The 14,034-nt window shown below is 71.6% G+C and carries 19 protein-coding genes; 10 read left to right on the forward strand and 9 right to left on the reverse strand.

The window, feature by feature from the left end:
- Nucleotides 1-151: 151 nt before the first annotated feature.
- Both AB0J52_RS09590 and AB0J52_RS09595 read left to right on the forward strand, forming a co-directional pair.
- Nucleotides 152-874, forward strand: coding sequence for an SDR family NAD(P)-dependent oxidoreductase (locus AB0J52_RS09590; protein WP_500181134.1), 723 nt, complete (start codon nucleotides 152-154; stop codon nucleotides 872-874).
- Nucleotides 864-1,394, forward strand: coding sequence for a MarR family winged helix-turn-helix transcriptional regulator (locus AB0J52_RS09595; RefSeq protein WP_500181135.1), 531 nt, complete (start codon nucleotides 864-866; stop codon nucleotides 1,392-1,394). Before AB0J52_RS09590 ends, AB0J52_RS09595 begins: the two co-directional genes overlap by 11 nt.
- 108 nt (nucleotides 1,395-1,502) lie before the next feature.
- Here the strand turns inward: AB0J52_RS09595 and AB0J52_RS09600 are convergent, their stop codons facing one another.
- Nucleotides 1,503-1,913 carry a hypothetical protein gene (locus AB0J52_RS09600; protein ID WP_500181136.1) on the reverse strand — a complete coding sequence of 137 codons (411 nt, stop codon included), beginning with the start codon at nucleotides 1,911-1,913 and terminating at the stop codon, nucleotides 1,503-1,505.
- 61 nt (nucleotides 1,914-1,974) lie between these two features.
- Complete coding sequence (locus AB0J52_RS09605; protein WP_500181137.1) at nucleotides 1,975-2,493, reverse strand: DUF2231 domain-containing protein; 519 nt, start codon at nucleotides 2,491-2,493, stop codon at nucleotides 1,975-1,977.
- Nucleotides 2,494-2,613: 120 nt separating this feature from the next.
- Between AB0J52_RS09605 and AB0J52_RS09610 the strand changes: the two genes are divergently transcribed.
- Nucleotides 2,614-3,330 carry a helix-turn-helix transcriptional regulator gene (locus AB0J52_RS09610; RefSeq protein ID WP_500181138.1) on the forward strand — a complete coding sequence of 239 codons (717 nt, stop codon included), beginning with the start codon at nucleotides 2,614-2,616 and terminating at the stop codon, nucleotides 3,328-3,330.
- 113 nt (nucleotides 3,331-3,443) lie between these two features.
- Here AB0J52_RS09610 and AB0J52_RS09615 read toward each other — a convergent pair whose 3' ends face one another.
- On the reverse strand, nucleotides 3,444-3,806 hold the full coding sequence (locus AB0J52_RS09615) for a hypothetical protein (RefSeq protein ID WP_500181139.1): 363 nt from the start codon (nucleotides 3,804-3,806) through the stop codon (nucleotides 3,444-3,446).
- 40 nt (nucleotides 3,807-3,846) lie between these two features.
- The gene (locus tag AB0J52_RS09620; protein WP_500181140.1) at nucleotides 3,847-4,143 is read right to left on the reverse strand and encodes a hypothetical protein; all 297 of its coding nucleotides are present in this window, start codon (nucleotides 4,141-4,143) and stop codon (nucleotides 3,847-3,849) included.
- Nucleotides 4,144-4,765: 622 nt separating this feature from the next.
- On the opposite strand from AB0J52_RS09620, the gene AB0J52_RS09625 reads away from it, so the two are divergent.
- Nucleotides 4,766-5,371: a hypothetical protein gene (locus AB0J52_RS09625; RefSeq protein WP_500181141.1), complete on the forward strand. Its 606-nt coding sequence runs from the start codon at nucleotides 4,766-4,768 to the stop codon at nucleotides 5,369-5,371.
- 70 nt (nucleotides 5,372-5,441) lie between these two features.
- On the forward strand, nucleotides 5,442-5,969 hold the full coding sequence (locus tag AB0J52_RS09630) for a GNAT family N-acetyltransferase (protein WP_500181142.1): 528 nt from the start codon (nucleotides 5,442-5,444) through the stop codon (nucleotides 5,967-5,969).
- Between the two features lie 102 nt (nucleotides 5,970-6,071).
- Here the strand turns inward: AB0J52_RS09630 and AB0J52_RS09635 are convergent, their stop codons facing one another.
- Both AB0J52_RS09635 and AB0J52_RS09640 read right to left on the reverse strand, forming a co-directional pair.
- Complete coding sequence (locus tag AB0J52_RS09635) at nucleotides 6,072-6,275, reverse strand: DUF397 domain-containing protein (protein ID WP_500181152.1); 204 nt, start codon at nucleotides 6,273-6,275, stop codon at nucleotides 6,072-6,074.
- Nucleotides 6,276-6,280: 5 nt separating this feature from the next.
- The gene (locus AB0J52_RS09640; RefSeq protein ID WP_500181143.1) at nucleotides 6,281-7,162 is read right to left on the reverse strand and encodes a DUF5753 domain-containing protein; all 882 of its coding nucleotides are present in this window, start codon (nucleotides 7,160-7,162) and stop codon (nucleotides 6,281-6,283) included.
- 264 nt (nucleotides 7,163-7,426) lie between these two features.
- Between AB0J52_RS09640 and AB0J52_RS09645 the strand changes: the two genes are divergently transcribed.
- The 5 genes from AB0J52_RS09645 (at nucleotide 7,427) to AB0J52_RS09665 (ending at nucleotide 10,329) form a co-directional block, all read left to right on the forward strand.
- Complete coding sequence (locus AB0J52_RS09645) at nucleotides 7,427-7,633, forward strand: hypothetical protein (protein ID WP_500181144.1); 207 nt, start codon at nucleotides 7,427-7,429, stop codon at nucleotides 7,631-7,633.
- Nucleotides 7,630-8,055 (forward strand): hypothetical protein, encoded by a 426-nt coding sequence (locus AB0J52_RS09650; RefSeq protein ID WP_500181145.1) that lies wholly within the window; start codon nucleotides 7,630-7,632, stop codon nucleotides 8,053-8,055. The genes AB0J52_RS09645 and AB0J52_RS09650 overlap by 4 nt, the downstream gene beginning before the upstream one ends.
- Nucleotides 8,056-8,226: 171 nt before the next feature.
- Nucleotides 8,227-8,832 carry a hypothetical protein gene (locus AB0J52_RS09655; RefSeq protein WP_500181146.1) on the forward strand — a complete coding sequence of 202 codons (606 nt, stop codon included), beginning with the start codon at nucleotides 8,227-8,229 and terminating at the stop codon, nucleotides 8,830-8,832.
- 33 nt (nucleotides 8,833-8,865) lie between these two features.
- The gene (locus tag AB0J52_RS09660; protein WP_500181147.1) at nucleotides 8,866-9,225 is read left to right on the forward strand and encodes a VOC family protein; all 360 of its coding nucleotides are present in this window, start codon (nucleotides 8,866-8,868) and stop codon (nucleotides 9,223-9,225) included.
- Nucleotides 9,226-9,315: 90 nt separating this feature from the next.
- Nucleotides 9,316-10,329: a DUF2804 domain-containing protein gene (locus AB0J52_RS09665; RefSeq protein ID WP_500181148.1), complete on the forward strand. Its 1,014-nt coding sequence runs from the start codon at nucleotides 9,316-9,318 to the stop codon at nucleotides 10,327-10,329.
- 31 nt (nucleotides 10,330-10,360) lie between these two features.
- Here the strand turns inward: AB0J52_RS09665 and AB0J52_RS09670 are convergent, their stop codons facing one another.
- From AB0J52_RS09670 to AB0J52_RS09680, 3 genes are all read right to left on the reverse strand, one after another.
- Entirely contained in the window at nucleotides 10,361-11,182 is an 822-nt protein-coding gene (locus tag AB0J52_RS09670; RefSeq protein WP_500181149.1) for an SAM-dependent methyltransferase, read from the reverse strand.
- Nucleotides 11,183-11,281: 99 nt separating this feature from the next.
- The gene (locus AB0J52_RS09675; protein ID WP_500181150.1) at nucleotides 11,282-12,436 is read right to left on the reverse strand and encodes a DUF5753 domain-containing protein; all 1,155 of its coding nucleotides are present in this window, start codon (nucleotides 12,434-12,436) and stop codon (nucleotides 11,282-11,284) included.
- Between the two features lie 604 nt (nucleotides 12,437-13,040).
- The gene (locus AB0J52_RS09680; RefSeq protein WP_500181151.1) at nucleotides 13,041-13,928 is read right to left on the reverse strand and encodes a hypothetical protein; all 888 of its coding nucleotides are present in this window, start codon (nucleotides 13,926-13,928) and stop codon (nucleotides 13,041-13,043) included.
- Nucleotides 13,929-14,034 lie beyond the last annotated feature (106 nt).

A 14,034-nucleotide genomic window follows, 5' to 3' on the forward strand; every position in this document is an offset into this window, starting at 1 on the left:
CCCACCCGCCGCCCACGGAGCCCGCTCCGTGGGCGGCGGCTCGCGTGAGCCCGGGCCGTCCAGCCGGCCGCCCCGGTTCGGGCGGCGGTTCCCAAACGGAGGGAGAGCGCGCTAGCCTGAGTTTAGACCTAAACTCAGAGGAGGTTCGATCATGGCACGGACGGTAGTGGTCAGCGGCGGCGGCACCGGGATCGGCAAGGCGGTGGCGGCGCGGTTCGCGGCCGACGGCGATCGGGTCGTCGTCATCGGCCGCCGCGGGGACGTGCTGGAGACCGCCGCCAAGGAGATCGGCGGCACCGCCGTCCAGGCGGACCTGAGCGAGCCCGCGGACGTGGAGCGGGTCCGGGCCGAGCTGGCGGAGCGGTTCGGCACGATCGACGTGCTGGTCAACAACGCGGGCGGCAACGTGGAGCGCCACGGCGACTCCGCGGACGTGGCGGAGCGGTGGACCGCCAACTTCCGGGCGAACGTGCTGACGGCGGTGCTGCCGACCGAGGCGCTGCGCGACCTGCTCAACCCGTCCGGGCGGGTCGTCTTCATCACCTCGATCGCGGCGTTCCGGGGGTCGGCGGGCGGCTCGTACGGTCCGATGAAGGCGGCGCTGCACCCGTACGCGTTCGACCTGGCCGCGGCGCTCGGCCCGCGCGGCATCACGGTGAACGTGGTCGCGCCGGGCTTCATCGAGGACACCGAGTTCTTCCGCGGCACGATGACCGACGAGCGGCGCTCGATGCTCGTCGAGCAGACCCACACCGGGCGCGCCGGGACGCCCCGCGACATCGCCGAGACGGTGCACTGGCTCGCCTCCCCCGGCGGCGGCCATGTCACCGCGCAGGTGGTGCAGGTGAACGGCGGTGCCGAGCGTGGCCGCTGAGCCGGCCCCGGACGGCGCCGACGCCATCGCGGACGCCTGGCGGCGCGAGCTGCCGGGCGTCCCGGTGGGGTCGATCGGGGTGGTCACCCGGATCTGGTGGGCGGCGAAGGTCTTCGGGGACGAGCGGCGGCGGCTGCTGGCGCGGCTGGGCGTGGACGTGGCGACGCTGGACCTGCTGTCCACGCTGCGCCGCGCCGGCGCGCCGTACCGGATGAGCCCCGGCGAACTGGCCGAGGCGTGCATGGTGACGCGCGGCGCGATCACGCAGCGGGTCGAACGGGCCGCGCGGGCGGGGCTGGTCGAGCGGACCACGACCGGGACGGGCTATCACGCGCGGGCCGTCACGCTCACCGACACCGGCCACCGCCTGCTCGGCCGGGTCGTGTCCGACCTGCTCGAATCGGAGCAGCGGCTGATCGCCCACCTGCCCCCGGACCGCCGCGAGCAGCTCGCCGACCTGCTGCGCGAGCTGCTCGGCGGGCTCGGCGGCCCGTCCGCGACCGGTCAGGTCGGCGACTGAACGACGTCTTGCCCTGGCGCTCCACCGCCGGGGCAAGACGTCGTTCAGCGCCCCACGCAGGGCCTCCCGTGTGGGCGCGCCGCGTGACGTCCGCGCCGGGACGGAAGGTCAGCCTTTGATGGCGGCGATCAGTACCAGGACGACGGTGACGACCGCCAGCAGTCCGTGCCCGACGACGATCGGCACCGGGATGGCCCGCTCGGGCGGACCGGGCTCGGTCGGCAGGATCTTGCGGGTCGGCAGCCAGCGCGACACCAGGCCGAAGCCGAGCAGCGCGACGATCAGCAGGAGCACGAAGGAGATCCAGGCGAGCGCGGTCTTGTCGGTGGCCATGTAGATGATCCAGATGATCAGTCCGGCCACCGCCACGATCACGTGCCCGAACAGCACCGGCGGCGGGAAGCGGGTCGGCGGGGCGCCCGCGGGGGCGCGCAGCCCGCCGCGCGCGAGCCACAGGCCCAGCATGGTGATACCGCCGAGGGCGGTGAGCAGCCAGATGATGAGTGCGGCGACGGTCATGTCGGCCTCCTCGTCGGATCGGAGCCTCGCGAGGGCCGACCCTGGTTCGGAATCGGACGGTTCAGGGCCGCCTGGTGACGGCGAACCCCTCGGCTTGGGTGGTCTCGTCGGCGACCCGGACGCCGTAGCGGTAGGCGAGCATGCCGCCCAGGTACCCGGAGGCGCCCAGGGCGGCGAGGCAGACCAGCGACAGCACGATCTGCCAGACCTCCACCTGGTCGTAGTGATCGCTCAGCGCGCGCCACGCCCACCCCGCGCCGTACCCGGCGGTGACCGCCAGGTTCAGCGCCATGTGCGACAGGGCCGTGCGGAACGCCGGCGTGCCCGGGGCGATGACCAGAAGGTCGAGGAACCCGAACACGGCCGCGGCGAGCGCACCGATCACGCCGACGGCGATCAGCCAGATCGAGCCGCGGGTCAGAAAGGCCGGATCGTGGATGAAACGGGACGCCAGATCGAACACCAGACTCGTCACCCAGGCGCCGATCGGAACGGTCACCAGGATCGGGTGCAGCGGATGCCCGTACGGTCCGGACAGCAGCGACACCGGGCGTTTGGCCTGCCGAAGAGAGTCGGACATCACCACCCCCTGTTTCACTAACAAGTCTTTGCCTAATGGCCCTGACCAGTCAACACTCCCCCGGTAAAGGTCGTGTCGCCTCCTGGTCGGAGCAACGTCAGCGGGTGTAATCTCCCGATTGTGAGTGAGGAGGCCCGGGCGCTGCGGGCCGTGGCGGCGCTCAGCGACGAGCTGCGCCGCCGGATGTACGAGTTCATCCGCCGCTCCCCCGCGCCGGTCACCCGCGACGAGGCCGCCGAAAGCGTCGGGATCTCCCGCAAGCTGGCCGCGTTCCATCTGGACAAGCTCGTCGCCGTGGGACTGCTGGACGCCGGGTACGTCCGTCCGGGCGGGCCGCGCCGGGTGGGCCGCACTCCGAAGGTCTACCGCCCGTCCGACGAGGACGTGCAGGTGAGCATCCCCCGGCGGGAGCACGGGCTGCTCGCCGCGATCCTGCTCGACGCCGTCGGGAAGCAGCTGCCCGGCGAGACCGGCCGCGACGCCGCCGTCCGCGCGGCCACCGAGCGGGGCCGGGCGCTCGGCGCACGCGAGCGGGACGAGATCGACCCCGGCCACCTCGTCCCCGACAAGGCGCTCGCCCGCGCCGGCGAGGTGCTCGAACGGCACGGCTTCGCCCCCGACCGGGTTTCCGCGACCCGGATCCGGCTGAACGGCTGCCCGTTCCGCCCGCTGGCGGACCAGGACGCCGAGCTGGTCTGCGGTATCAACCACGCCCTGCTCGGCGGCCTGCTCGACGGCCTCGGAGCCTCCGGCGTGACGGCGGCCCTGGTCCCCCGTCCCGGCATGTGCTGCGTCGAACTCAACGCGTCCGACTCCGCCGCCGAAGACGAGGGTTGACGGGGCGACTCGGTGACGCGCTCGCCTTGAAACGGCGAAGCACCCCTTTCGGCGACCGAGGAGGCCGGGAAAGGGGTGCGGACGCGCAGGGCGTCACCTGCCGGGCGGCCTGCTCAGCCGTCGAGGAGCGCGATGCGGATGTCCTTCACACCGCCGCTACGGCGGATCGGGTCGATCATCCGCTCCTCGGTGCCGTTCAGGGTGTAGCTGGCGGTGTAGGAGTACGGCCCACTGGCCTGCGTCCCGGTGACCTTGACGCGCAGGGTGCCCCGGCCGGAGCAGCGGTAGAACAGCGTCCCGCCCAGGGAGTACCCGTACCAGCCGTTGTTGTCGCTCCAGTAGCTGTACGTGCCGATGAACGTGCCGCACGCGGATTGGCGGGTGATGTCCACGACGGTGGCCGAAGCGTCGACCGTGATGGCCGAACACGCCATGACCACTGACGCCACCACCGCCGCCTTGACCATTTTCCTCATTGCATGCCACCTCGAATGCGCGGAGGGTTTCTTTTTAGGATCAGCGAGCGTAGGCGGAGTAGACCCAGCCGCCATCCCGCAGCCCGTACCACTTGTGTCCGGTACTGCTGCTGATGCAGTACTTCGAGACCACGTCGCCGTAGGTGTAGTCGATGACCTTGGACGCTCCGTAGTAGTCGGCGTGGACGGGGGCCGGACCGCCGTTCTTCGAGAACGAGATGTACGGGAAGCTCGGCATTCCGGCACACGAATCCGCGTAGGCGTTTCCACCGGTCGCGGTGGGCACGATGACGGCGACGGCGCCGACGGCGACTGCCGTCCGCACGAACTTTCTCAATGGTCCTCCTCTTTTCGGGAGCCGGATGGCCCTGAATCGCAGCACGGCATTTCCTGCCGAGCCCGCGACCCAGACTGCGGGGGGCTCAGGCCGCCGGCCAAGCCTCGCGCTGGTCGACTTTGGTCCGTCTTGGTCCATTCCGGTTGCGCCGCAGGTCAGGGGGATGAACACCCCCCACCCGGGCGTCTTCGCATATCCTGCGAACCGGTCAGTGATCATCGAGCGGCGAGGAAGTCACCGCATGCACGATCAGGCTCTGCCCCCCGAATGCCCCGACCCCCGGTCGGCGGAGAATGCCGCGGAGTTCGTGGCCACGATGCGGCAGTTGAGGGCATGGTCGGGCGCGACCTTCCGGCAGTTGGAGCGGCGGTCGGCGGCCCAGGGAACTCCATTGCCGCACAGCACCCTGGTCACGGCACTGCGACGCGACAGGCTCCCCCGCGAGGAACTTCTCGTCGCCTTCGTCCGGGCCTGCGGCTGCCCTGCGGAAACGGTCGACGTATGGGTGAGCGTCCGACGAAAACTGGCTATGCGACAAGCTCAGGGCACGGCTCCGCCCATGACGACTTCCGCGCCGACTCCAAACCGGCCGTCCGCTTCTCCCCCACCGTCTGCTGCGGCAGTGAGCAGCTCCGTTCAGCAGCGCCGGACGCCCCGCGTGACCCTCGCGGCTTTCGCGGCGCTGCCGCTCGGAATCGCCCTCATGCTCACCGCCGGAAGTGCTCCGAAGCCGCACGCCATTTCACCGCCGCGGGACCAGACCGCGGCGACGTCCGTGCTCCGCCAACCGGAGGGCCCGGTCCGCATCCGGTCGGTGAGCACCGGGGGGTGCCTTTCCGCGCGACGGCACGTGGACGGCCGGATCTTTCCGTTGCCGTGCGTCCAGGCGTTCCCCGCGCGCACCGTCGAGCCCCAGACGGACGGCACGTTCGTCATCGGCACCCGGCACCCCGACCTCGGTCCGGGCTGCATGGGCATCCGCCGACTGGAATCGCACGGCGAGGTCGACGACGACTTCTGCGGGGACAAGGGCGGCAATGCGGCGGACCGCTTCTGGCTCGTTCGCTCGGCGGCAGGGTCGAACGCCTACCAACTCCGGCTCGCGCGCTCCCAGTTCTGCATCGGGACCGCGTCCCGCGCCGGGGTGGCGGTGTTCCTCCTCACCTGCGACGCCACCGATCCCGCCCAGGCCTTCACCATCGAACCCGACCCCCGCCCCGGCCGGTAAGACCACCGAGCCCCGATCGAGCACGAAGAAACCGCTGGTGCGGCGCGGCTCTGGCATCAAGGATCGTCGGATGCATGACGTGAAGCTGTCTGACGGGATCATCACTCTCTCCCCCTTGTGCCTGGACGACGTGGAGGAGCACCTCGCAGGCGAGGACGAGCTACTGGTTCGCTGGCTCAACGGCGGTCCCGGCACGCGGGAGGGCGTCGAAGCGTACATCCGGCACTGCCGAGAGCAGTGGGACACAACCGGGCCACTCCGCGCGTTCGGCATCCGAGTGAGTACGGACGAGGTGCTCGCAGGCACGATCGACCTGCGGCTCGCGGGAGAGGGTCTGGCACCAGGGCAGGTGAACATCGCCTACGGCCTCTACCCGTCCTGGCGAGGACGTGGCCTGGCTACTCGCGCGGTCCTGTTGGCGACCCGGTACGCGGCGAATGAGGGCGGGGCGGAGGCGGTGATCCAGGTGGACCCGGGGAACCCCGCATCCGCCGCAGTCGCCCGGAGGGCCGGGTTCTCCCCCAGCGAGCCGACGCACGGTAAGGACGGCACACGCCTCGACTGGTACATCCGGGCTCTGCACCCCGCTGCCCGATGACCAGTAGGCGCCGCCGGCCCTTGGGCACCAACCAGAACGCCCAACTCTCCGCTTGACGCACAAAGAGCCCCCGGAGATCTCCGGGGGCTCGGGTCGTCGGAATCAGGTCAGGTCGTGCTCTCCGGCCTTGATGCGCGTCCACAGGTCTCGCACCGCCGACTTGGGGAGCGCGAACGCGGGGCCGGTCGGGTTCTTGCTGTCGCGCACACCGACGCGACCGGAAAGACCCGCGACGCGTTCCAGGTCAGCGCACTCGACGCACGCCCCACCATCCGAGCTTGATCGTGAAGCCTTGCGCCATTTCACATCTGTCAGCCGCAACGGTTCATCACTTCCTCTATAGCGGCTCGTGTCGCCGCTACGTCATAGGCTATGTCCCCCATGGTTTCGAGGCGACGCGCGTAGTGTTCCACACGGCGTGGAGCAAGAAAGATGTTCCCAACCGCCCCCGTCGCCTCTGCGAACGCCACGTCCCCGCCTCCGACCGTCATGAGCTGGCATCCGCCGTCATGCCCGACGTGCCATCCCGGCTCGCGCCCCACTACGCGGATGCTCACCCCTGGCCGCTCACTCAGACTCAACAGGTGCTCGAACTGGCCGCGCATGATGTCGCGGCTCCCCACCAGGGACTCAAGCGCCATCCAGGAGATGAACGCTGAGACACGCGGCGGGTCGTCGCGGTCCCATACGTTCGTCTGACGCTCCATCCGTCTCGCGAGCGCCTTGTCCACATGCTTGAGCAGCCCGGCGCTGTACGCCTGGCCGAACAAGGCACTGGCGTACTCGGGGGTCTGCCAGAGACCGGGGATGGTCCCCAGATCCCATGTGCGGATACGCAGTGCCCGCTTCTCGTACGCAGCCAACGACGGAAGCCAAGCGTCCTCCGGACGCGCCAGCGCGTGCGCGACCAGATGTGAGAGCAGCCCCCGCAGTTGCCACGCCTCGTCGAGCTTCACGGCGTTCTCGGGAGTCAGGTGACGCGTCCCCTTGAGTAGCCGGGTGACATGCGCGGAAGTGCATCCGAGAAGGCGAGCCATGCCCGCTTTTGATGTGCTCTGTACGTAGATCTGGCGGTCAAGCTCCACCGCTATGAGATCCCATAGCGAGTGGGCCGCGTCGAGCTCCCGCACGGCTTCATCACGCTTGTCTCGCGCACGTTTCCGCAGGATATTGGCGCGTTGGGAGGATGCCATTCAAGATCTCTTTCTTTGACCGTATGAGCCGGGACTGGTGGCGAAGTTACCTCGGGTCCACGCACTCTGTAACCCGCATCACACAATCCGTCACGGAGGTCTTCTATGCGCCTCGTACGGCGGCGCGGGGGACGGCATGCGGCAGGGGCCGCGCGGACCGTCCAGCCCGAAGCCGCAAACCCATCGACGCCACCAGCGTCACGTCCTCGCCATCCTCGCGCGCAGGCACTCGCCGCCTTGGAGAACGCGGCCCCACGCTACGGAATGAGCGCGGTTCGCGAGCGGGACGCCGTGGCGCTGTCGGTCGTCGGCGTCCCACCCGTCAAGGTCCGCGTCGACTACCAGCACGGCCAGTGGTGCTACGTCTGGACGACACGGAACGCCGAAGGCGAGTCGCTCGGGCCCGTGGCCACCACCGACATCGTGCTCCGCCTGATCGCCTGGACGCTGAACACGGGCGGCGTCCGGTGAGCGCCCGGGGCTCGTACAAGAACCGCACCACCCGCTTCGCCGACCCCGCCGTCCTGGTCCCGGTCGTCGTCGGCGCATGGGGACGCGTGTGGGACGTCGCGTGGGCGGACGGACGACCCTCGCACCGCATGCGCGAACTCATCTGCGTGCTCGCCAGCGCCGACGCAGCGGACGCCCTGGAGGACGCGGAAACCCTCCCGGTCCTGCTCGCACTGGACGCGGCATGGGAGGAAGTCAAGACGGCCTTCACCAGCCGCTTGAAAGCGTTCGGCTACTTCCCCGCACGCATCCGGATCATCACCGCCCTCGCACACACCGAATACCTCGACATCGTCAGCGAGGCGATCCGCCGCATGGGCCCGCTCCCCACGCCCGAGGACGAGACGCCTCCGGAGAGCACCGGGGGTGAGGCCGACGCGTGACGCGGTCCCCCTGTTCACGAGCCCCGGCATGAGCTGGCCGTACGCCCTGGTGACGGCGGGCCGGCTCCCCGCCGTCCGACCTCAGGGGACTCGCTTACACTCCAAGGGTGTCCAAGATCGTCGGGCGTGGGCGTGGTGCCTGGTTCGACGGCCGAGACGGGGGTGGGTTCCGTGCTTCAGGGTCAGCGTCAGCGTGATCTCGTACTGCGGCCGAGCAAGCGGAAGGCCGGAACCAATCTGGCCGTCGCCGCGGTGACCGGCCCGATCCTCGCCGTGAGCGCGGGGTTCGAGCTCGGCCGGACGGCGGGAGTGGTCGTCGGCGCGGTGGCCGCCCTGCTTTTCGTCCTGGCAGGCGTGGACACCTACCGCTCCGGAATCGTCCTGACCTCGCAGGAACTCATCATTCGACGCTTGTTCCGGCGGCGGCGCCACCCACGGACGAGCGCCGCGCGCGTGTTGCGCGCCTCCATCGCGGAGGGACGCCGGAACGCCCCTACCGAGATCCTGTTCGTCCTCGACGCGCAGGGCGGCCGCATCGCCAAGGTGTACACCGGTCACTACTACTCGCGCGAGGACGTCGACCGGCTGGTGAGCGCGCTCGATGTCCCCTGCGACGAGCTCGACAGGCCTGTCAGTGCCGAGGAGTTCGCCAAGGCCTACCCGGCCCTGGAGTCGTGGGACACACGGCACAAGGCCCTGATCGCCTTCGGCGTCCCCGCCATCGTGGTCGCCATGATCTTGGTGCTGTTCCTCATCGTCGTCGCCCGGACGACCTGAGCAATCCTCCCGAAGGACAGGAGAGCCGACGAGATGCCGAATCGCTGGGGCGGAGTGACCATCGACTGCGTCGATGTGGAACGGGTCGCGGACTTCTGGAGCGCGCTGCTGGAGCGGCCGCGGCTGCCGGCCCGTCCCGGCTGGGTCTACCTGGGCCGGCCCGGCGACCCGCTGCCCCGCCTCACCTTCCAGCCGGTGACCGAGCCCAAGCGCGGCAAGGCACGTCTGCACCTGGACGTCGTGGTCGACGACATCGACCAGGGCATCGCCCAGGTCATCGGGCTCGGAGGCCGGTTCACCGGCGAGCGGCACGACTTCGACGAAGGGGTGGTCGTCGTGATGGCCGACGTCGAGGAGCACGAGTTCTGCCTGGTCCAGTACTACGGGACGTGAGCGTCCAGTTCGGCGGTCCGGCCCGGGCGTGGCCTGGCACCGGTTCGAGGCGGCGGCATAGGGTCGGCCGACCGGATTCAAGGGGTAGTGATGACTGATCGGCAAGTTCTGGACCCGACCGACCGGCTCGTCGAGGACGGCCGCCGCCGGTGGGGGCGGCTGGCCACGCGGCCCGCCGTCGTGAACCCGCTGGACGCGGCCTCCGCGGTCCCGCGCGCGCTGCGGCGGCTGCGGCTGAAGGAGTGGGTGGGCTGGACGCTGGTCCACCCAGAGGCGTGGTCCTCGATGATCATCCAGGACGCCCACTACCTCGCCAGCTCCGAGAGCTACGTGTACGACGCGGCGACGGGCGCGCTGCGCGAGTACGCCGCGACCGCGCGCGGCGGGTCGGCCGGCCTGCCCGCGACGCTCTACGGCAACCGGCTGCAGTTCGGGCGGCGCGGCCTGCGGATCGGCTACGACCTCCGGGAGGAGGGCGGACGGCACCGGATCCGGATCGAGGCGCCCGCCTCTGGCGACACGCCCGCCCTGTCCGGCGACCTCGAACTCGACGGGACGGCCGCGACCGCGCCGCTGTCGGTCAGCTCCCCGCTGCCCGGCGGCGCGATGTACACGCACAAGCTCGTCTTCCCTGCGAGCGGCGAGCTGCGCGTCGGCAACCGCGTCTACCGCTTCGACCCCGACCGGGACCTGGCGATCCTGGACGAGCACCACACCTTCCTGCCGTACCGCACGACCTGGCTGTGGGGCACGTTCGCGCAGCGCACGCCCGACGGGATCGTCGGCGCGAACTTCGCGCGGCGGCCGACCGTCCCGGGCAGCGAGGAGGAGTCGTGCCTCTGGCTGCCCGGCGCCGCCGAACCGCTCGCGGACATCACGTTCACGCCCCGGTCGGACGCGCCGCTGACCCCGTGGCACATCGCGTCCGCCGACGGCCGCCTGGACGTGACGTTCGAGCCGGTCGGACGCAAGGCCGTGAAGCACCAGCTCGTCGCCGCGTCCATCGACTACTTCCAGCTGTACGGCACCTACACGGGGACGGTCGGCGGCCGGGAGGTCCGCGGCGTCCACGGTGTCTGCGAGAGCATGCGCGCCCGGTCCTGAACCGCGCGGCGGCCGGGCCGCGGCGGGATGGTCAGGGCTTGCGGCCGACCCCGCAGTACGCGTCGACCTCGTTCCGCTCGCCGGACGGGTCGGGCCGCCACCGCTGGAGCGGGACGACGCCCGGCTCCAGCACGTCCAGGCCGGAGAAGAACGCGCGGATCTGGTCGGGGTGCCGCAGCCGGTACGGCACCGCGCCGGTGTCGTCGTAGCCCTGCTGCGCGTCGAGGAACGCCTGGTCGGTCGCCGTCCCGTCGTACAGCACGAGGTAGCTGCCGGACGGCAGCGGCTCGAGCAGGCGCGCGACGATCGACCGGGCCTCGGCGTCGTCGTCGACATGCCCGAGGATGCCCATCAGCATCAGCGCGACGGGCCGGGTGAAGTCCAGGTGCTCGCCCGCCCGGCCGGCGATGTCCTTCGGGTCGTGCAGGTCGGCGTCGATGTAGTGCGTCGTGCCTTCGGGACGGCTGGTCAGCAGGGCGCGCGCGTGCACGAGCACGAGCGGGTCGTTGTCGACGTACACGATCCGGCTGTCGGGGGCGACGCTCTGCGCGATCTCGTGCGTGTTGCCCTCGGTCGGCAGCCCGGTGCCGACGTCCAGGAACTGCCGGACGCCGCCCTCCCCCGCCAGGTGCCGGACGGCCCTGCCGAGGAACGCCCGGGACGCCTTCGCCAGGTGCACGATCCCGGGATAGACGGCCGTGTAGTCGTCGCCCGCGTGCTGGTCCACGGGGAAGTTGTCCTTGCCGCCCAGCCAGTAGTTCCAGATCCGGGCCGAATGCGGGACCGTGGTGTCGATGTCGCCCATCAGGTCCTTCTCGGCCGCCGCCAGGATCTCGTGCTCGTCGCCGCTCATGATCCGCCTCCTTGTGCCCCCATCACAGCAGAAGCCGGCCGCCGCGGGGACGCGTCCGAGTGGCTGAAGCCGGACAGCGACACACGCCGCGAACCCTTGTCAGGCGCGGCCTTCGAGGTCGTCCAGCATCGCCCGCAGCAGGGGCGCCGTCCGCTCCGGCGGGCACGCCTTGATGAGCAGCCGGCCGTGCTGCGCGACGAAGTGCGAGATGACCCCGGGATCGGCCGGGTACACCGCCGAACCGTGCTGCTCCACCCGCACCAGGTCGGGACGGTCGCGGTCGGGGAACCGCATCACCGTGACCGCGCCGTCCGCGACGGCCGCCCCGGCGTTCTCGTCGTCGAGGACCTGCACGGTCACCCCCGGACGGCCCGCCATGCCGAGCAGGTGCCGCAGCTGGCCGCGGCGCGCCGCGACGTCGCCCACGTCCAGCTCCAGCGCGCGCCGGGAGATGATCGCCCACAGCCGGGGCGGACGCGCGCGGTGCAGCACGTCCTGCCGGAACGCGAGCAGCTCGACGCGGCGGCGCAGCCGGTCCGGGTCGATGTCGGGGTCGTCGAGCAGCATCAGATGGCGCGCGTAGTCGGCGGACAGCAGCAGGTCCGGGATGCGGGCGGGCGCGAACTCGCGGATGTCGGCGAGCTCGGGTTCCAACGTCAGGTAGAGCGCGAAGTGCCGGGCGACGACATCGTCATAGGCCCGCCACCACGCATGGTGCATGCACAGCTCGGTGTCGGCGAGCACCTGCGCCGGGCTCCAGCCGCGTCCCGTGGGCGCATCGTCCGAGGTGTCCGGCCAACGGTGCATGACGAGCGTGGACGCGGACGGCACGAGCCGCGGCGCGGGTTCGTGGGCGGCCTCCGGCAACGGGAGCGGACCCCCGGCCAGGACGCGCGCGGCCTGCGCCGGGACGGCACCGGCGGGCACGCACCGGTCGTAGAGGTCGCGCAGCTCCTCCAGGGAGACCATGGCGGAGACGTCCACGCCTTTGTCGAGCGCGTGCTCGTAGATCACGGCCCAGACCGATTCGATCTTCTCCCGCCGGGGCCGCCGCGCGGGGACCAGGGTGAACAGGTCGCTGAGCGTCGAGCGCGGAACGCCGATGACCGTCACGCCGTGCACCTGGTGTCCTTCGAGACGCCGGGACAGCCGGTCGAGCGTGTTCAGGGTGGGCCGGCCCGCGAGGCGCAGGTTGCGTCGCAGGGCCTCCACGGCCGCGCCGCAGGGGTGGCGTTGCTGGTCGGGAACGGGCATTCGCCGGTCCATTCGGTACGAGTCGGGGCGTGGGCGCAGGCTCATGCTCTCATCCGTCCCCTCCCCTCTCCGGGTCGCCTGACACATTCGGGACCGCTTCACCGCCTCCGCGGCCGCCCGCGACGAACGCGGCGGAGGGGCTACCCGGAAACCGTGGGTATCCGGGGACATTCCCGCCCGTCCGGGTTGTCTGGAAACTGCGACTCGCGGCCGACCGATGCCGCAGAGTGAGACCGAACCGGTCCGTCCCCCCGACTGAACGGAGGTCCCGCCGTGCGCGCCGCCCCCCGCACCGACGACCCGGCGTCGACCCGTCCTCCCTGCCCGGCCTCAGCCCCGGCCTTGGTCCCAGGGCCGAGGCCTGCGCCCGATCCGGCCCCGGCGCCCGAACAGGCTCCGCTCCCTGCCCAGGCCGCGGTCGCGGCATCGGCCTCCGCCCCGGCCGATGCCGATCGCATCGCGCTGTCCCTGGTCACCCTCTGGGCCATGCGGACCGGCCGCACGCCCCCGCCCGGCCCCTACACCGCTCTGTCCGCCACAGAGCTGGTCGATTTCTGGGCCGACCCCCGCATGGCGGAGGCCCCTCCCCAGACGGGGGATCCGGTCAGTTCGTCCGGCCCGTCGCCAGGTGCGGACCCAGGTACCCGATGTAGATGAGGCCGGTGTTGTCGGTGTCGTCGTAGAAGTGCAGCCGGGGGGCGGGAGGTTTGCAGCGTTCGAGCTTGATGTGCGCCGTGAAGCAGGCCCGGCCGGACGGATGCGTCGCCGGCCGGACCGGGAACATCCGCGCCTGCCGGAACTTCTCCTGGTGCTCCACCCGGTCCGACTCCGCCAGCGCGATGATGTTCGCGCTGATCAGCGCGCCGGGAGCCCCCGACCGGACGAACGCCAGCAGGTCCGACAGGTGCGGCCCGGGCGGCGTCCCGGCCCGGCGGGCCCGCTGCTTGGCCCGCGCGTACGCGTCCAGGGTGGTGAGCGCGTCCCGGGCCTTGCGCCGCCACGACGCCGCCTTCGGATGCGGGTCGAGCGCGGCGGCGACCGACGCGTCCAGGTCCTCCAGCACCAGCAGCGGATGCCGCGCGGCGACCTCGGCGATCAGCGCCTCGAACGAAGCCGGCACCCGGTCGGCGGACGCCGCGGGCGGCGGCGCGCTCGCCACCGCCGGGGCCACGTCGGCCAGCCGCGCCGCCAGCACGCCCCGGTCGCGGACGGCCGCGTCGCGCTCGGCCTCCGCGTCGTCCAGCGCCTCGGCGAACAGGTCCCGCTCGGTGAGGGCCTCGGCGAGCTGCTCGGCCAGGTGGTCGGCGTGCTCCTCGGCCTGCGTCCGCGCCCGCTCGGCCGCCTCCGCCTCCTCGCGCAGCGCGCTCAGCTCCCGGTCGGCCCGCCGCTCGGTGCTCGCCAGCGCCGACTCCAGCCGGGCCAGGCGCGACCGCAGGCGGGCCACCTCTCCCGCCGCCTCCCGCTCGGCCGGGGGCGCGGGGGCCGCCGCCACCTACCAGGGCCGCCGCGGCGGCGGGGACATGGGAACCAACCGGGGCGGGCGAAGGAAGGCCACCCGGGAAGGGGGGGGGGCGGCCTCACCCCCCGGGGAGGTGGAC

Origin of the sequence: Spirillospora sp. NPDC049652, from assembly GCF_040675125.1 — a bacterium.
In the GTDB taxonomy this organism is placed as follows: domain Bacteria; phylum Actinomycetota; class Actinomycetes; order Streptosporangiales; family Streptosporangiaceae; genus Spirillospora.